The organism is Acidovorax sp. JHL-3, from assembly GCF_000526295.1.
In the GTDB taxonomy this organism is placed as follows: Bacteria; Pseudomonadota; Gammaproteobacteria; order Burkholderiales; family Burkholderiaceae_C; genus Acidovorax; species Acidovorax defluvii.
On the sequence record NZ_JAFU01000001.1, the window covers coordinates 1,705,583 to 1,729,572 of the forward strand.

The window sequence follows — 23,990 nt, forward strand, 5'->3', positions numbered from 1 at the left end:
CCAATGTGGGGTGTGGCTCAGTAGCGGGTGTGGCTCAATTCGGCAAACAGGTCGCTGTAAATTTTGTAGCGATTGGCGCTTATTCCATCTGCTCCAGTGCCGTTTTTGAGTGCGGTGAGTACGCCGCAGCCTGGTTCGTGCAGGTGTGAGCAGTTGTAGAACTTGCAGTCGGTGGCGTGGGCCGCAATGTCGGGCATGCACGACGCCAGTTGCATGGGCGCGATGTGCTGCAGGCCAAACTCCTGAAAGCCTGGCGAATCGATCAAGGCAGTGGTGCGGGCGCTGTCCACCCAATACCAGTTGGTGCTGGTGGTGGTGTGCTTGCCCGAGTTCAAAGCCTGTGAGATCTCGCCCGTCAGCACGGTGGCGCCCGGCACCAGCAGGTTGATCAGCGTGCTTTTGCCCGAGCCCGAGGGCCCCAGCACCAAGGTGGTTTTGCCCTGCAGGTGTTGCATTAGCAGGGCGCGGTCCACGTCCCCCGACAGCGACAACGACAGCGGCAGCACGCCATAGTGGTGCCCGCCGCCCATGTGGCGGTAAGGCAGCAGGCGCTCCCAAGCGCGGGCAAAGGGCTCTACCAGATCGCTCTTGTTGAGTGCAATCAGGGGCTTGATGCCAGCGGCCTCAGCGGCGATCAGGGCGCGGGCCAGCTGGCTTTCGGAAAACACCGGCTCGGCGGCGATCAGGATCAGGATCTGATCGAGGTTGGCAGCAAAGGACTTGGTGCGGATCTCGTCCTGACGGTAAAACAGGTTGCGTCGCTCCAGCACTTTTTCGATGGTGCCTTCCTCGCCCTGGCCTTTCGGAGGGGCCTGCCACAGCACCCGGTCGCCCACGACGGCCTGGCTCTTCTTGCCGCGCGGATGACAGATGCGGCGCTGACCGTCGGCGGTCTCCACCATGCAGTGGCGCCCGTGTCCGGCCACCACAAATCCTTCCATGAGGGCGCTGCGTTCAGTCATGGGAGCACGCGGTGGGGTTCATGCCAGCAGGGCGTCGAACCGGGACGCGCAATCGAAATCGGTGGCAGAGATGCCCTGCACGTCGTGCGTGTTCAGGCGCACCACGCAGCGGTTGAACTGCACTGACAGGTCCGGGTGGTGGTCTTGTGCGTTGGCCACAAAGGCTACGGCATTCACGAAGGAAATGGTTTCGTAGTAGTTGGCGAAATGGTAGGTTTTTTCGATGGCCACCTGGGCGCCATCACCGCTGAGGGACCAGCCTTCGATCTTGGCCAGGTTTGCTACTATTTCCGTAGCTGTCAGCGCACGTCGGGTATGCGCCGACCAGTCTTTTTTCTTCAGCATTGTGGTCATGGTTGGGCGGACGATGGCATGCGTGCCAGCCGTTCAGTAGCGGGCGGGTGCGAGTAGTAGAACTTCACATACACCGGGTCGGGGGTGAGTGTGGAGGCGTTGTCTTCGTAGAGCTTGAGCAGCGCAGTGGAAAGATCGGCCCCGTTGGTCTGGGCCACTGCATAGGCGTCGGCTTCAAATTCGTGGCGACGCGAAAGCCCTGCAAAAACGGGCGCAATGAACAGCGTGAAAACGGGCACTGCCAGCAGGAACAGCAGCAGGGCCAGCGCATCATTGGGCACTGGAGGCACCGCCAGATCAAGGGAGATGTAGGGGCGCACGCCCAGCCCCGTGTAGAACCATACTTGGGTGGACAGCCAGCCGAGCAGGGCAAAGCCGGCCAGGCTCAGGGCAAACAGGCTGGCCACACGCTTGAGGATGTGGCGGTGTTTGAAGTGCCCCAGCTCATGGGCCAGTACGGCTTCTACTTCGCCCGGCGAGAGCTGGCGCAGCAGGGTGTCATAAAAAACTACACGCTTGGCGGCGCCAAAGCCTGTGAAATAAGCGTTGGCATGGGCGCTGCGGCGGCTGCCATCCATCACGAACAGCCCCTTGGCCGCAAAGCCACAACGCTGCATCAGCGCCGTAACGCGGGTTTTGATTGATTCGTCTTCGAGCGGCTGGAACTTGTTGAACAGGGGGGCAATGAAGGTGGGGTAGACCACCATCAAAAGTAGGTTGAACGCCATCCACAGGCCCCAGGCCCACAGCCACCACGATGGCCCTGCAGCGCCCATCAGCCAAAGGATCAGCGCGGCAACCGGCACGCCAATGAGGGCGCCCACGAGGGTGGATTTGGCCAGATCCGCCAGCCACAGTGCCAGCGTCATCTTGTTGAAGCCAAAGCGCTGCTCGATCACGAACGTCTGGTACAGCGTGACCGGCAGGTCGATGGCCGCACTGATGACGACAAACGCCCCCAGCAGGACCAGTTGCTGCACCATGCCACCGCCCAATGCACCCAAAAGGACCTGATTCAAGGCATCGAGACCGCCCAGCAGCGTCCAGCCCATCAACACGGCGGCGCCCAGCGCCATCTCCAGCAAACTCAAGCGTGCCTTGGTGATGGTGTAGTCGGCTGCCTTTTGGTGGGCGGCCAGTGAAATGCGTGCGGCAAAGGCGTCGGGCACGCTGGATCGGTTTTGGGCCACATGGCGAATCTGGCGTGAAGTCAGCCAGAACTTGAGCAGCAGACCGGCACAAATCGCAGCGGCAAAGGCGATGGTGAGGGCGCTGGAGGGCGAAAAAGCGTCGGAGATAGGCATGTGGGCGCGAGTTTAGGCCATCAGCGACAATGCCCGCCATGTCTGAAGCCAACAACCCCGTACCCCTCGTGCTTTCCAAATCGGACCAGAACCTGGTCTGGCTGGACTGCGAAATGACCGGCCTGGAGCCCGATACCGACCGTCTGCTGGAAATTGCCGTGATCGTGACGGGTCCCCAGCTGGAGCCACGCATCGAAGGCCCCGTGTTTGCCATTCATCAGTCAGATGAACTGCTGAACAAGATGGATGCCTGGAACAAGGGCACGCACGGCCGCAGCGGACTGATCGACAAGGTGAAAGCCTCTGCTGTGACTGAGGCCGAAGCCGAGCAGCAGATACTGGAGTTTCTGGCCCGTTACGTGCCCAAGGGTACCGCGCCCATGTGTGGCAACAGCATTGGACAGGATCGGCGCTTTTTGGTGCGCTACATGCCCAAACTGGAGCGCTTCTTTCACTACCGCAACGTGGATGTGAGCACCCTCAAGGAGCTTGCCAAGCGCTGGAAGCCTGAAGCTTACAGCAGCTTCAAGAAGGCGCAAAAGCACACCGCGCTGGCCGATGTGCATGAAAGCATTGACGAGCTGGCGCACTATCGTAAGCACCTGCTGTCAGTTTGACGCTGGCTGGACGCCGCGTTGTCGTGGCGGACCTCAATCCACCTAAAAGGCGGTTGTTACGAACAGAGGGCTTGCGGGGAAACCCCTAATCATGCAATAATTGTGGGCTGCGCAGGAAACTGCACGCAGATTGTGCATCTCCCCTCACACACCGGGCTTGCCAGCCGGCTGTCTCAGACAGCGCAGGACTGGCGAACAACGCCCACCAGCATCCGCCCAGAGCGCATGCAGGTTTCGTTTGATGGTTGATGTTTTTTAACCATTGACGAAGCCATCGCGGGCTACGCTTGCGACCGTCTTCGTGAGAGAAAAATTCATGACCGACACCACTTTGGTGCAGGGCGATTTCGCGCCTGCAGATACTTCTATTGCTGCCGTTATTGCCGAGCAGTCCACCCTTGACACTTCCATTGAATCCACCAGCGAAGCAGTCACTGCTGAGCCCAATGGTTTCATCGAGCTGGGCCTGGCCCCTGAACTGGTGCAGGCTGTGGCCGATCTGGGCTACACCCAGCCCACCAGCGTGCAGCTCAAGGCCATTCCCTTGGCAATGGGCAGCGATGCCTCCAAGTTCATCGACCTGATGGTTTCCAGCCAGACGGGTAGCGGCAAGACTGCCGCCTTCCTGCTGCCCGTGCTGCATACGCTGATCAACCAGCAAGCCGAAGCCGAAGCCGAAGAGCGCGCCGCCTTCGACCACGCTGTGGCCGAAGCCGCTGCCCGTGGCGAACCCGCTCCCAAGCGCGCCAAGCGCAAGGACCCCACGAGCTCCCGCAACTTCAAGGCCGCCACCCCCGGCGCCCTGATCCTGTGCCCTACCCGTGAACTGGCACAGCAAGTCGCACACGACGCCATCGATCTGGTCAAGCATTGCCGTGGCCTGCGCGTGGCCAACGTGGTGGGCGGCATGCCTTACCAGTTGCAAATCGCCAAGCTGCAAAATGCCGACCTCGTGGTGGCCACTCCTGGCCGTCTGCTGGATCTGCAGCGCTCGATGCAGATCAAGCTCGACAAGGTACAGTTTTTGGTTGTCGACGAAGCCGACCGCATGCTTGACCTGGGCTTCTCGGACGATCTGGCCGAGCTGAACCAACTCACCAGCCAGCGCAAGCAGACCATGATGTTCAGCGCCACGTTTGCGCCCCGCATTCAACAGCTGGCCATGCGCGTGATGCATGACGGTGGTTCGTCGGTGCAGAAGGTCACCATCGATTCTCCGCAAGAGAAGCACGCCAACATCAAGCAGATGCTGTACTGGGCCGACAACGCCCAGCACAAGCGCAAGATGCTCGACCACTGGCTGCGTGACACCACAATCAACCAGGCCATCGTTTTTGCCAGCACCCAGGTGGAGTGCGACGGCCTGGCCAACGACCTGCAGCAGGAAGGCTTCTCGGCCGTTGCCCTGCACGGCGCCCTGAGCCAGGGTTTGCGCAACCGCCGTTTGATGGCGCTGCGCGCTGGCCAGGTGCAGATCCTGGTGGCCACCGATGTGGCGGCACGCGGTATTGACGTACCCACCATTACCCACGTGTTCAATTTCGGCCTGCCCATGAAGGCCGAGGACTACACCCACCGCATTGGCCGTACCGGCCGTGCGGGCCGCGATGGCCTGGCCATCACGTTTGCCGAGTTCCGCGATCGCCGCAAAATCTACGACATTGAGTCGTACAGCCGCCAGCAGTTCAAGGCCGAAGTGATTCCTGGCATGGAGCCCTCGCAGCGCGCGCCGCAGGCACCTCGCGGTGGCGATTTCGGTGGTGGTGGCCGTGGCGCCCCTGGCCGTTCGTATGACAACCGTGACAACCAGTCGCGCGGCCGCTTCGGTGGTCCCGCACGTGGCGGCAATGACCGTGGTGGCTTCGGCGGTGGTTTTGGCGGCGGCTTTGCTGGTCGTGACAACCGTGGCGCTCCTGCCGCCCGTGGTGAAGGCGGCGGTGGCGGCGGCTTTGCTGGCCGTGACGACCGTGGTGGTGACCGTGGTTTTGCGCCCCGCCGTGATGGCGAGTCGTTTGGCCGCAAGCCTGGGTTTGGCGACGCTGGCCGTGCTGGCTTTGCCCCCCGTGGCGATGCTGGCGCACCTCGCGGTGACTTCGCTCCCCGCAAGCCCGCTTTCTCCAAGCCGGCAGGTGCTGGTGGTGGCAAGCCTTTTGTGCCCCATGATGCCCGCAAACGCCCAGCGCGCCCTGCACGCTGAGTTGTCTGCAGAATTGCTGACGAGTTGAAGAGGGCTGGTTCCGAAAGGGGCCAGCCCTTTTTTTCGTCAGGGGTGGCGGCTGTGGGGCCGCCGTGCACGCTCAGGTCAGCGCGCCCGCCTGTGCATAGCCATAAAGGCGCTCGGGGGGCACCCGCGAAAGCAGGTGTTTGTCGTCTGCTGCGAGGCCGGTGATGGCATGGGCAGGGTCTGCGGTGTTGCGATGCAGGGTGGTGGTGACGCTGCGGCCCTGTGCGTCGGTGACGGCGGCCACCAAAGGTGTGCGAGCTTCTGTGCCACGGCGCATTACCACGCCCAGCTCACCAGAGGCGAGTTTCACCAGGTTGCCCGGCGGGTAGATGCCCAGTACCTTGATGATGGCGGACGACATCGCTCCCCCCTTGTCGTCCCGAAACATCTGGCGGGCGGAATCCTGGACATTCATGGGTGAGCGGATTGCCCGGGGGCTGATGCGCGCCATGAAAATATCGGCCATGCGCAGCATCTGGGCGAGTTCATCGATTTGCGTCAAGCCCCTGGGGTAGCCGCTGCCATTACCCTGTTCATGGTGTTGGCGAATGGCCTCCAGCCATGCGGCGTCGGTGATGCCTGCCTTGGCGAGCAATGCGGCACTATCGATGGGATGTGTGCGCAGTTGGGTGCGTTGCCGGTCCAGCACGGGATAGTCCTGGCTCGCCATCTGGCCCTGCAGGTCGGCAATGCTCGCATTCATGGTGAGGGCGGCCAAGGTGATGACGCGAATGCGTGCGGCGGTCCAGTCCATGCGCTGCGCCATGAGGATGCACAGCAGAGCGGTGTAGACGCTGTGGCTGTAACCATACCGCAGGTGCCTGGCCTGGTCCTGGCGGACCGCCATGAAGATGGCGATATCGGCATCCAGGTCGGCCAACGTGATCAGATCCTGCGCCAGTTTTTCTATGTTGGCGGGGAATTCCGGCGCATGCGGCAACTCGTGCACCAGTGTTTCCAGGGTGTCGATGGTATCGGCCCAGCGCGTGTAAATACTTTTTACCGGCCCTGACTTGGGGGCATCAAGGGCTTCCACTGCCCGCTTTTCCTCCAGATCCACGTAGATGCCACGCTCAAGCAAGGCCTGCATCTGGGCCTCGCTGCTGACGATGTGCCCCCGTGCGAGAAGCAGGGTGCAATCGTGGTTGCGAACGTTCCACGGCAGCGCAACATCCATCTGGATCTCGGACTCCACCAGTTTCAATAGTTGCATGGCCAAACCTTGGTTGATCGCATTGTTTGGGTCGTGAATCCTTTGCGGGGGTGGGGCGCCTCTGGACGATTGTTGCAGAGTGACCGACGATTGAACATACCGGTGAGTCAGCCTGGCTCAGAGGTGCGTCCGATTTCGGGCCAGCGATGGTGCAGGTAGAACCAGGCCAGCATGCCGATGCCCATCATCAACAGCGATGCCACCGCCAGCCACAACGTGGAGTGCATCACGAGCGGCGCCACCACACCGGCCACCACCCCGTTGGCGGTGGACCCCACAAACGCCTGCAAAGATGATGCCATGCCGCGCCGTTGCGGGTAAAGGTCCAGTACCAGCAAGGTCACCACCGGCACCATCAACGCCCAGCCAAACGCAAACACGGCGATGGGAAAGAGCGCCCAGCTTGCGTGTGCAGTGAAAACAGCATTCGCGATCACGTTGACAACCGCAACAACGCACATGATGACAAAGCCATGCTGAATCTGCCGCTTGGGCGCAACCCGCCCCGCCAACCGGCCGCTCAGCCATGCTCCACCCATGATGCCGCAGATGGTCAGGCCAAAGAACCAGAAAAACTGCGTGGGTGCGAGCCCCAGGTGGTCGCTCAGAAAGGCAGGGGCTGACAGCACATACAGGAACATGCCATTGAACGGCACCCCGCTGGCGAGGGCCAGCAGCAGGAAGCGCGGGCTGGAGCCGAGTTGCCAATAGCCCCGCATCAGGTGCGGAACATTGAAGGGCTGGCGGTGGTCCGCATGCAGGGTTTCGGGCAGGAACCGCAGGTTGGCGATCCAGAGCGCAACCCCCACCAGGGTCAGGAACCAGAAAATGCTGTGCCAGCCAAGATGCACAAACAGCCAGCCACCCACGACGGGGGCAATGGCCGGCGCGACACCAAAGTAGATGGTGACCTGGCTCATGACCCTCTGTGCCTGGGCGGGTGGGAACATGTCGCGGATCACCGCACGAGACACCACAATGCCAGCGCCGGTTGACAGGCCTTGCAAGGCGCGAAAGAGCACCAGTTGTTCAATGCTCTGCGAGAGCGCACACCCGGCCGATGCAACGGTGAACATGGCAATTCCGGCCAACACCACGGGTCTGCGGCCAAAGCTGTCTGCCAGCGCGCCATGAAAGAGATTCATGAAGGCAAAGCCGAACAGATACGCAGAGAGCGTCTGCTGCATCTGCACCGGCGTGGCGCCCAAGGCCGAGGCAATGCCCGAGAACGCCGGAAGGTATGTGTCGATCGAAAAAGGCCCCAGCATGCCCAGCAAGGCCAGCAGCACCGCCAGTGCCCAACGGGGTGCACGCCATAGCAGGTGGGCTTGTGGATTCATGAAGGACTTTGGATGTGCAGGATGAATGGAAGTTACCCGCATCAGCGGGAGTGACGATTGCGTTGTCCGGCGCACGGGTCGGATCCATTATCGGCGAGCGCTTTGATCCGGGCTTTGGGCGCAGCTCTGAGCGTTGAGTGCTGCGCCTGCGCGCCTCGTATGTGGGAGCGGCCGGGCAGGCAGGCGCTGCAAATGAAAAAACCCCGCCATCTTGAAGACAGCGGGGTTTTGCAGTTTGGTGGGTCCTGAGTGACTCGAACACTCGACCTACGGATTAAGAGTCCGCTGCTCTACCAACTGAGCTAAGAACCCAAACTTTTTAATCTGTCAGCATTGCTGCTGAGCCTCGAATTATGCACCAAAAATTCTGGCGTTGGCAAGCTGGTACAAAAATTATTGCATGGCGTTGCGGCTGGCCAGCTCGACAAACAAGCCGCTGTGGTCCAGCTGGCCCAGTCCGTGTTCGACGCCATCTTTGTACAGCGCTTCAAAAAGCGCCGTGATGGGGGCATCAAAGCCGATTTCCTGGGCGGTGATCAGGGCGTTGTCGAGATCCTTGAGTTGAACCGTCATGCGGCCACGTGGAGCGAAGTCGCGGTCCACCATGCGCTGACCATGCAGTTGAAGAATCCGGCTGTCAGCAAAGCCGCCGCTGATGGCCTCTCGCACCTTGGCCATGTCGGCGCCGCCTTTGGCGGCAAAGAGCAGTGCCTCTGCCACCGCGCCAATGGTGATGCCCACGATCATTTGATTGGCCAGCTTGGCCAGCTGGCCCGCGCCGTGGGGGCCGACATGGGTGGCCCGTCCAAAGATGGCAAAGATGGGCTGTGCGCGCGCAAAATCCTGCGGCCGGCCGCCTGCCATGATGGCCAGAGTGCCGTTTTCGGCGCCCACCGTGCCGCCGGAGACCGGCGCATCCAGGTGGGTCAGCCCCATTTCCTCCAGGCGAGTCGCGTGGTCGCGGGCTTCCCGGGGTTGTATCGAGGCCATGTCGATAAACAGGGCGCCTGCACGCATGGCTTGCGCCGTGCCCAGCCCGAAAAGCACCTGGTCCACCACCGAGCCGTTCTCCAGAAGGCTGATGACGAAGTCGGCATCGCGCACGGCGTCTGTGGGTGTGTTGTGCACCATGGCGCCGGCGGACGCCAGTGGATCCGCCTTGGCGCGGGTGCGGTTCCAGGCGTGTACCTGGTGGCCTGCCTCGCACAGGCGTCGGGCCATGGGCAATCCCATCATGCCGATACCGAGGACGGCAACGCGAAGCGGCGGGGTGGTGGTCATGGGCGCATCCTTGGAAGCTGTGTTGTCTGCCGCCATCATGGGCTTTTTCACTGCCACTCCCTGTCAGCGAGCTTGCAGTGTGCTTAATATGCCGGGATGATGGCACGCACAAGGAGACGCGCCATGAACTTCCCCCACCACGATCCGGCCTGGCTGGAGCGGATGTACAACAACCGGGCCTTGGTGCCGGACCACCTGGATTATCTGCAGCGCTGGGCCGACGCGTCTGCCCTGGCACGCACCAGTGGGGCGTGCGCGCTGGACATTGCCTACGGCAGCGGCACTGGTGAGGCGCTCGACATCTTTGCGCCCCACGTGCCGGGCCGCTCGCCGGCCCCGGTGCTGGTTTTCATCCACGGGGGGTACTGGCGCGCACTCGACAAGTCTGAGCATTCCTTTCTGGCGCCTGCGTTCACACGCGAGGGAGTCTGCGTGGTGATGGTGAACTATGCGCTGTGCCCCGGCACGCCCCAGGCTCCCGTCACGGTGCCCCAGATCGTGCGCCAGGTCGAGAGGGCGCTGGGCTGGGTGTGGGGCAACATTGAGCGCCATGGAGGTGACCCTGGCCGCATCACGGTGGCAGGCCATTCCGCAGGTGGGCAACTGGCGGCCATGCTGCTGACCAGCGTGTGGCCGCTGCTGGGCGACGGATGGCCGGACGGGCTGGTGCGCAACGCGCTTTCGATCTCGGGGATTCACGACCTGGAGCCCATCATGCACACCCCATTTTTGCAGTCGGTGCTGCACCTGACCGCGCAGCATGTGCTGCAAGCCAGCCCGGCGAGGCTGCAGGCGCCCAGCCAGGGCATTGTGTACAGCGCGGTCGGTGGCGACGAAAGCGCCGAGTTCCTGCGGCAGGCCCGGCTGCTGCAGGACGCCTGGGGATCACGCGCCGTGCCGCGCCACCAGGTGCTGGCCGGGCTGAACCATTTCAGTATTCTCGATGCGCTGGCACAGCCCGGGCATGACCTACACCACATGGCCCTGAACCTGCTGCGGGCCTGAACACGCGCCCGCAGCCCGATGGGTGGCCTACATCAGCAGGTGTTCGCCCGCGTTGTCGCCGCCCAGAATCACGTAGTTGACCTTGCGCACGTCCATCAGCCGGGTGCCGCCCGCGTAGCTGATGGAGCTTTGCACGTCCTGTTCCATCTCGATGAGTGTGTCGGCAAGTTTGCCCTTGATGGGCTCGAGAATGCGCTTGCCTTCCACATGTTTGTACTCGCCCTTGTTGAAGTCGCTGGCCGAGCCGTAGTATTCCTTGAACAGTTCTCCATCCACTTCCACGGTCTTGCCGGGAGACTCTTCGTGGCCCGCAAACAGCGAGCCGATCATCACCATGCTGGCGCCAAAGCGGATGCTCTTGGCGATGTCGCCATGGCTGCGGATGCCGCCGTCGGCAATGATGGGCTTGGTGGCCACGCGCGCGCACCACTTGAGCGCACTGAGCTGCCAGCCGCCCGTGCCAAAGCCGGTTTTGAGTTTGGTGATGCACACCTTGCCCGGCCCCACGCCCACTTTGGTGGCGTCGGCGCCCCAGTTTTCCAGGTCGATGATGGCCTCGGGCGTGGCCACGTTGCCAGCAATCACAAAGGCCTTGGGCAGGTGCTGCTTGAGGTAAGCGATCATGGCTTTCACGCTGTCGGCATGGCCGTGGGCGATGTCGATGGTGATGTACTCGGGGCACAGGCCCTCGGCCACCAGCTGGTCCACGGTGGCGTAGTCGGGCGGTTTGACGCCCAGCGAGACCGAGGCATAGCAACCCTTGGCGTGCATGTCGCGCACGAACTGCAGGTTGTCTAGGTCAAAGCGGTGCATGACATAAAAGTAGCCGTTTTGCGCCATCCAGGTGCATATGCTTTCGTCCACCACCGTCTTCATGTTGGCGGGCACCACGGGGATGCGAAAGCTGCGCCCGCCCAGTTCTACGCTGGCGTCGCATTCCGAGCGGCTTTCCACGCGGCACTTGCGGGGCAGCAGCAAAACATTGTCGTAGTCGAAGATTTCCATGAGATTCCAAGCTCCATCAAGGGACGCAGCCAAACAATTTTGACTGCGGTGGGCGCTTGGCCTGGCGACCGGTTGTGTGGGCGGGGCCGTGGTGGCCGCTCCGAACCCTGCTGAGCGCAGGCACAAAAAAACCGGACGTCAAGAAACTTGGGCCCGGTGATTGATTCTACCCGCGCGCGGCTTTGCCGGAATGCCCCTGCCTGCTGCCGGGCTGTGCCGGTCGTCGCAATGCGCCGCAGCCAGGGCGGGGCGCTGCGCCTCGGGCCCCATCCCACCGCCGCACACACGCCAGTGGGCCGGACGGGCGCCCTGGGCAATGCGCACAGGGTTTGTTCGCAAGTGGTAGAAGTGCTCTGTTTTGTATAGCTTCTAGCGCTTATTGCATAAGCGCTAGAGTCTGTTTTTGCTAATACTTTTATCGCAAGGTGACCGTGATCATTCGATCTGTCCAGCACGCATGATCACACCCCGTTGGGGGCCGATGCCAGCGCCCAGGCCATTCGCAGGGGCCCTACTGGCCCTGCGGCTATACCCAGCGGCGGGGTGCTTTCTACAATGGCTGCATGTTTCCACAAGACCCGTTTTCGGGTGCATCAGAAGCCCTGGTGCCCCCACACGCCGGTGCTGCCTCGGCAGCATCGCCCCTTCTGGCCAATCTGAACGACGAGCAACTGGCCGCCGTCACCCTGCCTGCGGGCCACGCGCTCATCCTGGCTGGCGCCGGCTCGGGCAAGACGCGCGTGCTCACCACGCGTATCGCCTGGCTGCTGCAAAACGGCTATGCCACGCCCGGCGGCATTCTGGCCGTCACCTTCACCAACAAAGCTGCCAAGGAAATGGTGGCGCGCCTGTCGGCCATGCTGCCCGTGAGCGTGCGCGGCATGTGGATTGGCACTTTTCACGGCCTGTGCAACCGCCTCTTGCGCGCGCACCACAAGGCGGCGGGCCTGGCGCAGTCGTTTCAAATTTTGGACACGCAAGACCAGCTCTCGGCCATCAAGCGCCTGTGCAAGCAGCACAACGTGGACGACGAGCGTTTTCCGCCCAAGCAGCTGGCCTACTTCATTGCCCACTGCAAGGAAGAAGGCATGCGCCCCGGCGACGTGCCCACGCATGACAGCGATGCGCGCAAGAAGGTCGAGATCTACCAGCTCTACGAAGAGCAATGCCAGCGCGAAGGCGTGGTGGACTTTGGCGAGCTGATGCTGCGCTCTTACGAATTGCTGCGCGACAACGACCCCATCCGCGAGCACTACCAGCGCCGGTTTCAGCACATGCTGGTCGATGAGTTTCAGGACACCAACAAGCTGCAGTACGCCTGGCTCAAGCAGCTGGCGGGCAACGAGGTGGGCGGGCGTTTTGAGGCGCGCGGCAGCGTGATTGCCGTGGGCGATGACGACCAAAGCATCTATGCGTTTCGCGGCGCGCGCGTGGGCAACATGGCCGACTTTGTGCGCGAATTTGATGTGCAGCGCCAGATCAAGCTCGAGCAAAACTACCGCAGCTACAGCAACATTCTCGACTCGGCCAACGCCCTCATCAGTCACAACAGCCGCCGCCTGGGAAAAAACCTGCGCACCACGCAGGGCGCGGGCGAGCCGGTGCGCGTGTACGAGGCCAGCTCCGACCTGGCCGAGGCGCAGTGGATGGTGGATGAGATCAAGCAGCTGGTAAAGAGCGATGGTTTCGAGCGCAAGGAAATCGCCGTGCTTTACCGCAGCAATGCCCAAAGCCGCGTAATCGAATCGGCCCTGTTCAATGCCAGCGTGCCTTACCGTGTGTATGGCGGTCTGCGCTTTTTTGAACGCGCGGAAATCAAGCACGCACTGGCGTATCTGCGCCTCCTGGAGAACCCGCACGACGACACCAGCTTCAGTCGCGTGGTCAACTTTCCGCCGCGCGGCATTGGTGCGCGCAGCATCGAGGTGCTGCAAGACGCCGCCCGCGCCGCCGGTTGCTCGCTGCACGACGCGGTGAGCGCCGTGCCAGGCAAGGCGGGCGCCAACCTGGGCGCGTTTGTGGCCATGGTCGACGTGCTGCGTGAGCAAACCCAGGGGCTGAACCTGCGCGGCATCATCGAGCAAATGCTCGAATCCACCGGGCTGGTGGAGCACTTTCGTACCGAAAAAGAAGGCGCCGACCGCATCGAGAATCTGGAAGAACTCGTCAACGCTGCCGAGAGCTTTGTCACCCACGAGGGCTTTGGCCGCGACGCGGTGGCCCTGCCGCTGGATGAGCATGGCACGCCGCTGGGGCAGGGCACGCAAAGTCCGGTGAGCCAGGGGCTGGACCCCAACGCGCCGGTGCTGGATGAGCAGCTCTCGCCCGCAGTGCCCGGCATCGTGGACATCGACACTGGCGAAACCCTCTCGCCCCTGGCCGCCTTCCTGACGCATGCCGCGCTCGAAGCCGGCGACAACCAGGCCCAGGCCGGGCAGGACGCCGTGCAACTGATGACCGTGCACGCCAGCAAGGGCCTGGAGTTTGATGGCGTGTTCATCGGCGGCCTCGAAGAGGGCCTGTTCCCCCACGAAAACTCGGCCAGCGACCGCGACGGCCTGGAGGAAGAACGCCGCCTGATGTACGTGGCCATCACCCGCGCGCGCAAGCGCCTGTACCTGAGCCACTCGCAAACACGCATGCTGCACGGCCAGACGCGCTACAACATCAAGAGCCGCTTTTTTGACGAGCTGCCAGAGGGTGCGCTCAAGTGGATCACGCCCAAGCAGCAGGGGTTTGGCTCGTACGCTCCTAATTCAGGAGCTGGTAGCGCTTATGGATCAAGCGCTAGAGGTCAATTTGGCTTTAAATCCGAAACCTTTGCCAGCCCACCCGTGCCGGTGCAGAAGGCCACGCCGTCGCACGGTTTGCGCGCAGGGCTCAACGTGTTTCACGCCAAATTCGGCGAAGGCAAGGTACTGGCCATTGAAGGCACCGGCGACGACGCGCGCGCGCAGGTCAACTTTCCGCGCCATGGCACCAAGTGGCTGGCGCTGTCGGTGGCCAAGCTGACGGTGGTGGAGTGAACGCACCCGTCGCCCCGACGGATGCCCTCCCTGTCTGACGCCAACGATTCACCCAGGGAATCCCGGCGCCAGCGCGGCACATCACTCGGTGCATCATGGCTGCAACCACGCGCTCGGCCAGATCACCGTGACGACGATGGCGCTGCGCATGACCTATATGGCATCACCGGCGGCTGCCCTGAGCATGCCGGTCGAGCGCGTGCTCGACACCAAGCTGGGCACGGTGCTAGGCATCGCGTTTGCCCTGGTCTTCTCCAGCGTGGACGACCGCATGCATCTGCATGCGCATCGCAGCAAGGGCGCGGCCGGTCGCTGAGTGGAAGGGGCGCCGATTTTCGGGCACTGCATTCATCGGAGTGGGCGGAGCGCCATCAAAGTGCCATGAAAACGTCACGGTGGTGTCGCAAAGGGTTCTTACGCTCCAGTGGTTTTGCAACCCACAACCCAAGGAACCCCGATGAACCACCGCGTGGATGCGCCCGAGCAGGCGATTGACTTCAATAACGAAAATTCCAACACCTCTGCCAACCCCACATTCGATGCCGTGCTGGGTGCACGTCTGTCGCGCCGTGGCCTGCTGCGTGGCAGCGTTGGCACGGTGGGCACCGCCGTGCTGGGCGGCTTGGGCGTCACCGCCTGCGGCGGCAGCGATGATCCCGTTGCAGAAGCCAAGGTGTTGGGCTTCGGCGCAGTGGCCAAGAGCCTTGCCGACACAGTGGTCGTGCCTGCTGGCTACACCGCCAGCGTTTTGTTTGCGCTGGGCGACCCTATGGCCGCTGGTGTGGCTGCCTACAAGAATGACGGTACCGACGGCGATTTCGACAAGCGTGCTGGTGACCACCACGACGGTATGGAATGGTTTGGTCTGGGTGCCGACGGCAAGCGCAACGACAGCGCCACCGAGCGCGGTCTGCTGGCCATCAACCACGAAGCCACCACCGACGAGAAGTTGTCCTCGTTCTTCCTGCACGCCAACGGCGGCACCTCCACGCTGCCCCGCCCCGCGTCGGAAGTGGACAAGGAAACCGCCATCCACGGCGTTGCCGTGATCGAAGTGGCCAAGAGCGCCGGCAAATGGGCTTATGTGCCTGGCTCTTCGCAGAACTTCCGCCTCACAGCCCTGAGCCCTATCGAGATTGCAGGCCCCGCCCGTGGCCACGCGCAACTCATCACCAAGTATTCGCCCACCGGCACCATGACCCGCGGCACGCTGAACAACTGCGGCACGGGCAAGACGCCCTGGGGCACGTTCCTGACCGGCGAAGAAAACTGGTTTGGCTATTTCACGCGCGGCGCTGCCGACGACGCCGCACGCGGCAACGACAAGAGCGTGACCTCGCTCAAGCGCTACGGCCGCAGCCAGGGCGCCGCATCGCGCCACGGCTGGGAAACCGGTGGTGCCGACGACAAGTACCAGCGCTGGAACAACAGCAAGACCGGTGCGTCGGCCAACGGCAGCGACGACTACCGCAACGAGATGAACGGCATGGGCTACATCGTCGAGATCGACGCCTATGACAAGACCCGCATGGCCAAAAAGCGCACCGCGCTGGGCCGCTTTGCACACGAAAGCGCTGCCTTTGGCAAGGCCGTGGTCGGCCAGCCGCTGAGCATTTACATGGGTGATGATTCGCGCGGCGAATACATCTACAAGTTTGTGACCACCGCCGTGTGGAGCGCAGCCGATGCCAACCCCACCGACCGCATGGCCGTGGGCGACAAGTACCTGGACAGCGGCAAGCTCTACGCAGCCAAGTTCAACGCCGACGGCACCGGCACCTGGGTGGAGCTGGCAATGACCAATACCGCCGTTGCAGGCTACGCCACCTACAAGTTTGCCGATGCCGCTGACATCGCCATCAACACCCGCCTGGCTGCAGATGCCGTGGGTGCCACCAAGATGGACCGCCCCGAGTGGAACGCCGTGAACCCCGCCAACGGCGAGATCTACTTCACGCTGACCAACAACAGCAACCGCAGCATCGACCCCACCGGCAGCCAATACCTGCCCGATGCATCCAACCCCCGTGCCTACACCGACATGAAGGGCACCAGCAAGCAAAACGGCAACCCCAACGGCCACCTGGTGCGCCTGAAGGAAGGTGCTTCGGTCTCCAGCTTCAGCTGGGACGTGTACCTGTTTGGCGCCGAAGCCGGTGCCGACAAGTCGCTGGTCAACATCTCCGCACTGACCGCTGACCAGGACTTCTCCAGCCCTGACGGTCTGGTGTTCAGCAAGGCCACCGGCATCTGCTGGATTCAGACCGATGATGGCGCCTACACCGATGTTTCCAACTGCATGATGCTGGCCGCCGTGCCCGGCCAGGTGGGCGACGGCGGTAAGAAGACGCTGAGCTACACCAAGGCCGATGGCAGCAAGCTGGACATCGTGACGCCCGTGGGCAAGGCCGCCACGGAGAGCACGCTCAAGCGCTTCCTGGTGGGCCCCAAGGGCAGCGAAATCACCGGACTGGCAGAAACGCCAGATGGCAAGGCCATCTTCGTGAACATCCAGCACCCGGGCGAAGGCACCGCCATGGCCAACGTGGGCGATGCCACCAAGTACCAGAGCCAGTGGCCGTCGAATGCCGGTTACGGCGCTGGCAAGCGGCCGCGCTCGGCCACCATCGTCATCACCAAGAACGACGGCGGCAAGATCGGTACCTGACCGACAGGCTCCTAGGCCCACCGGCCTGGGGTTGCCAGCTACCTGGCAGCCCTGGGCCGGTGGGCTTTTTGTTGGGTGCTTTCTTTCGCCGGGCCGATTGCAGCTGTCGCCCGTGTGCGGCGATGCGGGTGACGGTGTGGTTGGTGGTGCAGGTTGGGTGAAAGTGCGGCGTCGTCAGGCCAGCCGCAAAAGAGGGGCGACGACGGGGCAGGGCACTGGGGCGCCCACGCAGTTTTGGGGTGGCCGTGTTTCAGCAGCGCGTGTGTGGTTTGCCCTGTGGCAGCGCCAGCGTACCCTGCGGGCCGAATCAGGCAATACATGCTCGCGCTGGCGAGCTGCGCCGCCGGGGCGGCGTTACGTCGTGCCGTCCGTCCCTGGTGCGGCGTCGGAAGTGCTTCCTTGCGATGCCTCTGGCTGGGGCTTTTCTGGGGGCTCGAAACAATCACGGAAGGTGAACACGAGCGAGGTGAAGAACATGGCCGCCATCATCATGGCTGCGCCCACCATGATGCCGCCCACGGCACCGGTGAGCCCGGTCACCGCCAGCAGGCCCGCTACCAGGCTGACCACCAGGCCGCCCACCAGGAAAACGCCCATCCAGGCAAGCCCATACACCGTGAAAGCGCCAAAGTTGCGCAGGCAGGCCACGATGCTGAAAAACAGGCTTTTCACCGGCGGCACACCATGCCAGTGCACCAGGCCGGGTGCATGCCAGAACAGCAGCGACAGGGGCAGGTACAACGCAATCGAAAGCCACATGGCCCCCTGGAATGCGGGCGTTTCTGCCATCTCGCGGGTGAGGGGGGCGCCGCCCAGGTACACCTGCGCGAACTGGCCCCCGTCGATCAGTGCCGACAGGCCCATCACGCCGAGAAACCCCACCGCATACAGCGCACCCAGCACCAGCATGTCGCGCAGGTGCTGCCGCCCGGTGCGAAAGGCCACCAGCAACACGGCGGGCGTGGGAAAGCGCCCTTGCACGGCCTCGGCGGCAGCCACCATCATGGCCAGTGTGGCCGAGGGCAGCAGGGCCAGCGCCACGGCCGGGCCCACCAGCGGGATCATGGTGGCCAGCGACATGGCCGCCATGGTCATGAAAAACAGGGCCGCCAGTGCCATGGGTTGCCGCCAGAACGCCCGAATGCCAAGCTTGACCCAGGCCAGGCCGGTGCGTGCGGGGACGATGTGGAGTTTCATGGACAGGTTTTGACAATCAGAAAAGAGCCCCGGGCCGTGGGTGGCGGGACGGTAGCGGCGAATTTAACCCAGCACCCTAAAAGACGCCGGGGTGAAGGGGATCAGGCGTGCACCGGCCGGGCAATGCGGCCTCGCAGAACGCGCTCGAAATGTGTGGGGTCGTGCGGGGTGAGCATGGACGCCTCGCGGGGCAGGTAAAAATCCCACAGCCGCGAAATCCAGAACCGCAGGGCGCCGGCCCGCAGCATGGCGGGCAGCAGCTCGCGCTCCGCTGCGGTCAGGGGGCGTTCGGCCTGGTAGGCGTTCAGCATGCTGGCGGCGCGTGTGGCGTCGTGGGTGCCCTGGGCCGAGTCGATGCACCAGTCGTTCAGGCACACGGCCAGGTCGAACAGCCAGGTGTCCACGCCCGCAAAATAAAAGTCGAAGCAGCCGGTGAGCTCTTCGCCGTCAAACATCACGTTGTCGCGGAAGAGGTCGGCATGCACCGGGCCGCGCGGCAATGCTGCATAGGCCGACGATGCGGCCACATGGTTCTGGTAGGCCAGCTCGGCGCGCAGCAACGCCGCCTGTTCGGGGCCAATGTGGGGCAGAACCACGGGCACGGTTTCGTTCCACCAGGGCAGACCGCGCAGGTTGGGCTGGAGGCGGTCGTAATCACGCCCCGCCAGGTGCATGCGCGCCAGCATGGTGCCCACGGCGGCGCAGTGCACGGGCTGCGGTGCCAGCTGGCTTTTGCCGCGCAGCTTGTTCACCACGGCTGCGGGCTTGCCGCATACGCTGTGCAGGATGTCACCGTTCTGGTCGGGCCTGGGGTCGGGCACCGGCATGCCGTGGTGGGCAAGGTGCTTCATCAGGTACAGATAGAACGGCAGCTGGGCTGCAGTGAGACGCTCGAACAGCGTGAGCACAAACTCACCCTGGTCGCTGGTCAGAAAGTAATTGGTGTTCTCGATGCCCCCCTCGATGCCGCGCAGCGCCACCAGGTCACCCAGTTGCAAATGGCGCAGCAGTTCGCGCGCCTCATTCGTCGAGACTTCGGTAAAAACGGCCATCGCTCAAAAGAAAAACGGGTAAGACAAAAACAAGGGAATGGGCAGCCAGGGGCAGCGTCAGAACTTGATCACGTTCCAGACGCGCGGGGCGGTGTTGGTTTCGGCGCCGCTGCGGCTGCCGGCGCGGCTGCGGGCTCCGTCGGGCGACTGCACTTCATATTCGGGCATGTCGCCCGTCTTGGGCTGCACGGTGATGCTCTGGGTCTGGCCGCCCACACGCAACTCGTCCACGCGGCTGCCCTCGTCTTCCACGCGAATGCGCTCGGTGCGCTGGTTGTTGCGGCCTTGCATCTGCTCTGGATTTGGGAGCTGCTCACGCTTGTCCGCATTGCCTTGCGGGGCAATTGGAGGGGTGGTCTGGGCCAGCAGGGGGCTGGCAGCCAGGCCCAGCAGCAAAAAGAGGTGAACGGCGCGCATGGCGCCATTGTAGGCGGCGCGTGCGGGCGGTATGGCGCATGGTTTTGTGCCCCAAACCGGGGGGCAGCACTTGCCATGCTGCGGTTGGCGCCAAGCCCTTCTATTTGGGGGCAGACGGCAGGCGGTCCGCCGCAATGCCTTGAAAATCTATCAGGGGTGCTTGGGGCAGGTGCCCGCTTCGCACTGCACCGTGCGCTGGCCGATGAAGGTGCCGAAGTTCTTGCCCAGCTGCCCCATCTGCTCACACACGTTGCCCCGGGCGTCAAAGGCAAAGCCCTGTGCGCCAGTGGCGTTGAGCAGCTCCACCCGCGTCAGGGCCAACTTGGCAAATTGCTCGGGGTTGTGCCATTGTTCGGCGCAGATGTTGTGAAAGACAAAGGTGGAATACACCAGTTCGGTGATCACCGGCTTGTCCATTTGCAGCCGCATCACGCCGTTGTCCAGATGCACCGTCTTGAGCGCGTTGCCGCGCAGTGCTTTTTGCATTGGCACCGGGATGTTCTTGAACTCCGTGTTTGCCATCGCCAGCGTGCATACCGCACTGATCAACAACGCGAGCATTTTCTTCATGGGGATCACCTTAAAAATTGAGCAATGTTCCAGTCCGGGTAGCAGGGGCATCGCACCATCTGCTGGGTGGCGCCCTGACGGCGCCAGTCAACGCAGGGGCCCAAGGCAGGCACGGGCTGGAAAAACACGTATTTTGCCGCGTTCCGGACGCAGTAACCAAGAGCGGGCATCCCAGGCCGCGCGGGGATGAACGAGTGTGCACAATCGCCGCATGAGTGACAAAAAGACCCTGCTGCTGGTGGACGGCTCCAGCTACCTCTACCGCGCCTTCTTCGCGGGCGGCGAAACCATGAGCACCACCCTGCCCGACGGCACGGTGCAAAAGACCGGTGCCATCCGCATCATCATCAACATGATGCAGAAGCTCCTGAAGGACCATCCCTGCACCTACGCAGCCTGCGTGTTCGACGCCAAGGGCCCCACCTTCCGCGACGCGCTCTACCCCGAATACAAGGCCCAGCGCAGTCCCATGCCCGACGACCTGCGCAGCCAGATCGCGCCCATCCACGAGGTGGTGCGCCTCATGGGCTGGCCGGTGCTCGACGTGCCCGGCGTGGAGGCCGACGACGTGATCGGCACCCTGGCCGTGGCGGCCGCGCGCCAGGGCATTGACGTGGTCATCTCCAGCGGCGACAAGGACCTGGCCCAGCTGGTGAACGAACACATCTCCATCATCGACACCATGAGCGGCAAGGTGCGCGACCTGGCCGGGGTGGAGGCTGAATTCGGCGTGCCCGCCCGCCTGATGCTGGACTACCAGATGCTGGTGGGCGACACGGTGGACAACGTGCCCGGCGTGCACAAGGTGGGCCCCAAAACTGCCGTGAAACTGCTGCAGGAATACGGCTCGGTGGACGCCCTGGTGGCGCGGGCCGGCGAGGTCAAGGGCGCCGTGGGTGAGAACCTGCGCAAGGCGATGGACTGGCTGCCCACCAGCCGCCAGCTGCTCACCATCAAGACCGACTGCGACCTGAACGGCTGGGTGCCCGATATGCCCGCGCTGGACGCCATCCGCATCGGCCAGCCCCAGACTGCGCCGCTCATGGCCTTTTGCGACACCTACGGCTTCAAAGGCCTGGCGCGCACACTGGCGGGCGACGCCCCGGCCGCCGCGCCCGCGCCCGTGGTCGCCATGCCCGGCCAGAGCGGCGACCTGTTCGCCGACCATTCCGCCAGCCCCGTGGCCGAGGCCGCGCAGCACCGCCCGGTGGTGTACGACACCATCTTCAACTGGACCGACTTTGACCACTGGCTGCAGCGCGTGATGAAGGCTGAGCTGGTGGCGCTGGACACCGAAACCACCTCGCTCGACGAAATGCGCGCCGAGATCGTGGGCATCAGTTTCAGCGTGCAGCCCGGCGAGGCGGCCTACATTCCGCTGGCCCATGCCGGGCCGGACGCCCCGGCGCAGCTGTCGCGCGATGAAGTGCTGGCACGACTCAAACCCTGGCTGGAAGATGGCAAACGCCACAAGCTCGGCCAGCACGTCAAATACGACCGCCATGTGTTCGCCAACCATGGCATTGAGGTGCAGGGCTACGTGCACGACACCATGCTGCAAAGCTACGTGCTCGAAGTGCACAAGCCCCACGGCCTGTCCAGCCTGGCCGAGCGCCACACCGGCCGCACCGGCATCAGCTACGAAGACCTGTGCGGCAAGGGCGCGCACCAGATTTCGTTTGCCCAAGTGCCGGTGGACAAGGCAGCCGCCTATTCGTGCGAAGACTCGGACCAGACGCTGGACGTGCACCTGGCCCTGTGGCCGCTGCTGCAGGCCGACGAGAAACTGCGCTTCATCTACGAGCTGGAAATCGCCAGCAGCGAGGCGCTCTACCGCATCGAGCGCAACGGCGTGCTGATCGACGCGCCCACGCTCGCGCAGCAAAGCCACGAGCTGGGCCAGCGCATCCTGCAGCTGGAAACCGAGGCGTACGAGATCGCGGGCCAGCCCTTCAACCTCAGCAGCCCCAAGCAGCTGGGCGAGATCTTTTTCGACAAGCTGGGCATGCCCGTGGTGAAGAAAACCGCCACCGGCGCGCGCAGCACCGACGAAGAAGTGCTGGAAAAGTTGGCCGAAGACTACCCCCTGCCCGCCAAGCTGCTGGAGCACCGCAGCCTGGTCAAACTCAAAGGCACCTACACCGACAAGCTGGCCCAACTGGCCCACCCGCGCACCGGCCGCGTGCACACGCACTACGCGCAGGCCGTGGCCGTCACTGGCCGCCTGTCGAGCAACGACCCGAACCTGCAGAACATCCCCATCCGCACGGCCGAGGGCCGGCGTGTGCGCGAGGCCTTCGTGGCGCCGCCCGGCTGCGTGATCGCCAGCGCCGACTACAGCCAGATCGAGCTGCGCATCATGGCCCACATCAGCGGCGACCACGCGCTCTTGCACGCTTTCCACGCCGGGCTGGACGTGCACCGCGCCACCGCCGCCGAGGTGTTTGGCGTGGCGCTGGACCAGGTGACCAGCGAGCAGCGCCGCTACGCCAAGGTCATCAACTTCGGCCTGATCTACGGCATGAGCAGCTTTGGCCTGGCAAAAAACCTCGGCATCGAAACCAAGGCCGCCGCCGCCTACATCGACCGCTACTTTCAGCGCTACCCCGGCGTGAAGCAGTACATGGACGAAACCAAGGCCGCCGCCCAGTCCATGGGCTACGTCGAGACGGTGTTCGGCCGCCGCCTGTACCTGCCCGAAATCGCCGCGAGCGGCCCGCGCCGCGCCGGTGCCGAGCGCGCCGCCATCAACGCGCCCATGCAGGGTACGGCGGCCGACCTCATCAAGCTGGCCATGGTGGCCGTGCAGAAAGAATTGGACGCACACAAGCCCGGCATCAAGATGATCATGCAGGTGCACGACGAACTGGTGTTCGAGCTGCCCGAGAGCGAGGTGGACTGGCTGCGCTCACACATCCCGCGCCTGATGGCCGATGTGGCTGCGCTCAAGGTGCCGCTGCTGGCCGAGGTGGGCGTGGGGCCGAACTGGGACAAGGCGCACTGAACCCATTTGCTCCTGAATCAGGAGCTGCTTGCGCTTATTTCACAAGCAATTCAATACTATTTTTATTTGAAACCCTTGTGAAACAAGCGCTGCAAGCTATCAAAACATGAGTGGTTTTGTGCTTTCCCCGTCGCAGGGTCAAGCGATGCTGCCCATCCCTGGACGGATGGGCGCTGCCAGCGGATGGCGTTGGGGTTGCTATGTCACTGCTCTTCAGCTGCCGCGACAAGTCTGGCAACAATGGGCTTGGCCCGGTCGTAACTGTCCTGGGTGCCAAATCGCCGTTCCAGGCGCGCAAGCCCTCTGCCCAGCGCAGGGCCGAGCTTGACGCCCGCCTCCTCCAGGCCCAGTTTCGACCGCTGAAGAGATGCCAGCAATTCACGAGACGAGCCTTCGACGCCGTTTTCCAGCAGCGCGTAAAAGACACTTTTCGGAATGCCGATGTGGGCAGCGACCCGGTTGCCGAAGGGGCGGCCGGACCCCGGGCCGTTGTGCAACCAGAAAAAGACCACCACTCCCACCAGACCCAGTAAGCCCACAAGGGCAGGAAAGAACATCAGATATCCACCTTTTTTGAAAATGCGTTCGCAATATGAACCTAAAAGCCGCAGGTGCATAGTGCTCTGATCCCCAAGCCGGGCCTCAGGGCATGGCGTCGTTGGGCCGCCTGACACCGCCTGCGCCCGCAGCCCGCCGCAGCCTACCCGCTGAATGTTTTGAGTGTTTTTGGCCTCCCGCGCTTTACTGATAA

Annotated in this window: 19 protein-coding genes and 1 tRNA gene; 7 read left to right on the forward strand and 13 right to left on the reverse strand. The window is 63.3% G+C overall.

Annotation, left to right across the window (positions count from 1 at the left end; genetic code table 11):
• Positions 1 to 17: 17 nt before the first annotated feature.
• From rsgA to K226_RS0108100, 3 genes are read right to left on the reverse strand one after another with little or no spacing between them, the layout of a single operon-like run.
• Positions 18 to 962 carry a ribosome small subunit-dependent GTPase A gene (gene rsgA / locus K226_RS0108090; RefSeq protein ID WP_024814324.1) on the reverse strand — a complete coding sequence of 315 codons (945 nt, stop codon included), beginning with the start codon at positions 960 to 962 and terminating at the stop codon, positions 18 to 20.
• An 18-nt stretch (positions 963 to 980) separates the two neighbouring features.
• Positions 981 to 1,316, reverse strand: a complete 336-nt coding sequence (locus K226_RS0108095; RefSeq protein WP_024814325.1) for a 4a-hydroxytetrahydrobiopterin dehydratase — start codon at positions 1,314 to 1,316, stop codon at positions 981 to 983.
• Positions 1,313 to 2,620 (reverse strand): M48 family metallopeptidase, encoded by a 1,308-nt coding sequence (locus K226_RS0108100; RefSeq protein WP_024814326.1) that lies wholly within the window; start codon positions 2,618 to 2,620, stop codon positions 1,313 to 1,315. The genes K226_RS0108095 and K226_RS0108100 overlap by 4 nt, the downstream gene beginning before the upstream one ends.
• 38 nt (positions 2,621 to 2,658) lie before the next feature.
• On the opposite strand from K226_RS0108100, the gene orn reads away from it, so the two are divergent.
• Positions 2,659 to 3,237: an oligoribonuclease gene (gene orn, locus K226_RS0108105; RefSeq protein WP_024814327.1), complete on the forward strand. Its 579-nt coding sequence runs from the start codon at positions 2,659 to 2,661 to the stop codon at positions 3,235 to 3,237.
• Positions 3,238 to 3,553: 316 nt separating this feature from the next.
• On the forward strand, positions 3,554 to 5,434 hold the full coding sequence (locus tag K226_RS0108110; RefSeq protein ID WP_024814328.1) for a DEAD/DEAH box helicase: 1,881 nt from the start codon (positions 3,554 to 3,556) through the stop codon (positions 5,432 to 5,434).
• 100 nt (positions 5,435 to 5,534) lie between these two features.
• Here the strand turns inward: K226_RS0108110 and K226_RS0108115 are convergent, their stop codons facing one another.
• The 4 genes from K226_RS0108115 to K226_RS0108130 form a co-directional block, all read right to left on the reverse strand.
• Positions 5,535 to 6,674, reverse strand: coding sequence for an HD-GYP domain-containing protein (locus K226_RS0108115; protein WP_024814329.1), 1,140 nt, complete (start codon positions 6,672 to 6,674; stop codon positions 5,535 to 5,537).
• Positions 6,675 to 6,781: 107 nt separating this feature from the next.
• A complete protein-coding gene (locus tag K226_RS0108120) occupies positions 6,782 to 8,014 on the reverse strand; it encodes a multidrug effflux MFS transporter (RefSeq protein WP_024814330.1) in 1,233 nt (410 codons plus the stop codon).
• A 236-nt stretch (positions 8,015 to 8,250) separates the two neighbouring features.
• Positions 8,251 to 8,326: transfer RNA gene (locus K226_RS0108125), tRNA-Lys, on the reverse strand.
• An 81-nt stretch (positions 8,327 to 8,407) separates the two neighbouring features.
• Positions 8,408 to 9,295, reverse strand: coding sequence for an NAD(P)-dependent oxidoreductase (locus tag K226_RS0108130; protein WP_024814331.1), 888 nt, complete (start codon positions 9,293 to 9,295; stop codon positions 8,408 to 8,410).
• 123 nt (positions 9,296 to 9,418) lie between these two features.
• Between K226_RS0108130 and K226_RS0108135 the strand changes: the two genes are divergently transcribed.
• Entirely contained in the window at positions 9,419 to 10,300 is an 882-nt protein-coding gene (locus K226_RS0108135; protein ID WP_024814332.1) for an alpha/beta hydrolase, read from the forward strand.
• 27 nt (positions 10,301 to 10,327) lie between these two features.
• On the opposite strand, the gene K226_RS0108140 is transcribed toward K226_RS0108135, so the two are convergent.
• Positions 10,328 to 11,305, reverse strand: coding sequence for a GMP reductase (locus K226_RS0108140; protein WP_024814333.1), 978 nt, complete (start codon positions 11,303 to 11,305; stop codon positions 10,328 to 10,330).
• Positions 11,306 to 11,868: 563 nt separating this feature from the next.
• Here K226_RS0108140 and K226_RS0108145 point away from each other — a divergent pair.
• From K226_RS0108145 to K226_RS0108155, 3 genes are all read left to right on the forward strand, one after another.
• The gene (locus K226_RS0108145) at positions 11,869 to 14,331 is read left to right on the forward strand and encodes a UvrD-helicase domain-containing protein (RefSeq protein WP_024814334.1); all 2,463 of its coding nucleotides are present in this window, start codon (positions 11,869 to 11,871) and stop codon (positions 14,329 to 14,331) included.
• A 148-nt stretch (positions 14,332 to 14,479) separates the two neighbouring features.
• A complete protein-coding gene (locus tag K226_RS0108150; protein WP_202899881.1) occupies positions 14,480 to 14,647 on the forward strand; it encodes a hypothetical protein in 168 nt (55 codons plus the stop codon).
• A 141-nt stretch (positions 14,648 to 14,788) separates the two neighbouring features.
• Entirely contained in the window at positions 14,789 to 16,999 is a 2,211-nt protein-coding gene (locus tag K226_RS0108155) for a PhoX family phosphatase (protein WP_024814336.1), read from the forward strand.
• A gap of 354 nt (positions 17,000 to 17,353) precedes the next feature.
• Here the strand turns inward: K226_RS0108155 and K226_RS0108160 are convergent, their stop codons facing one another.
• The 4 genes from K226_RS0108160 to K226_RS0108175 all read right to left on the reverse strand — a co-directional run bounded on the left by K226_RS0108160 (position 17,354) and on the right by K226_RS0108175 (position 20,235).
• Positions 17,354 to 18,196, reverse strand: a complete 843-nt coding sequence (locus K226_RS0108160) for a BPSS1780 family membrane protein (RefSeq protein ID WP_024814337.1) — start codon at positions 18,194 to 18,196, stop codon at positions 17,354 to 17,356.
• Between the two features lie 101 nt (positions 18,197 to 18,297).
• Positions 18,298 to 19,248, reverse strand: coding sequence for a homoserine kinase (locus K226_RS0108165; protein ID WP_024814338.1), 951 nt, complete (start codon positions 19,246 to 19,248; stop codon positions 18,298 to 18,300).
• 57 nt (positions 19,249 to 19,305) lie between these two features.
• A complete protein-coding gene (locus tag K226_RS0108170) occupies positions 19,306 to 19,665 on the reverse strand; it encodes a hypothetical protein (RefSeq protein WP_024814339.1) in 360 nt (119 codons plus the stop codon).
• Between the two features lie 150 nt (positions 19,666 to 19,815).
• Positions 19,816 to 20,235 (reverse strand): hypothetical protein, encoded by a 420-nt coding sequence (locus K226_RS0108175; protein WP_024814340.1) that lies wholly within the window; start codon positions 20,233 to 20,235, stop codon positions 19,816 to 19,818.
• Between the two features lie 211 nt (positions 20,236 to 20,446).
• On the opposite strand from K226_RS0108175, the gene polA reads away from it, so the two are divergent.
• Positions 20,447 to 23,239, forward strand: coding sequence for a DNA polymerase I (gene polA, locus K226_RS18785; RefSeq protein ID WP_035240926.1), 2,793 nt, complete (start codon positions 20,447 to 20,449; stop codon positions 23,237 to 23,239).
• A gap of 203 nt (positions 23,240 to 23,442) precedes the next feature.
• On the opposite strand, the gene K226_RS0108190 is transcribed toward polA, so the two are convergent.
• Positions 23,443 to 23,796, reverse strand: a complete 354-nt coding sequence (locus tag K226_RS0108190) for a hypothetical protein (protein ID WP_024814341.1) — start codon at positions 23,794 to 23,796, stop codon at positions 23,443 to 23,445.
• Positions 23,797 to 23,990 lie beyond the last annotated feature (194 nt).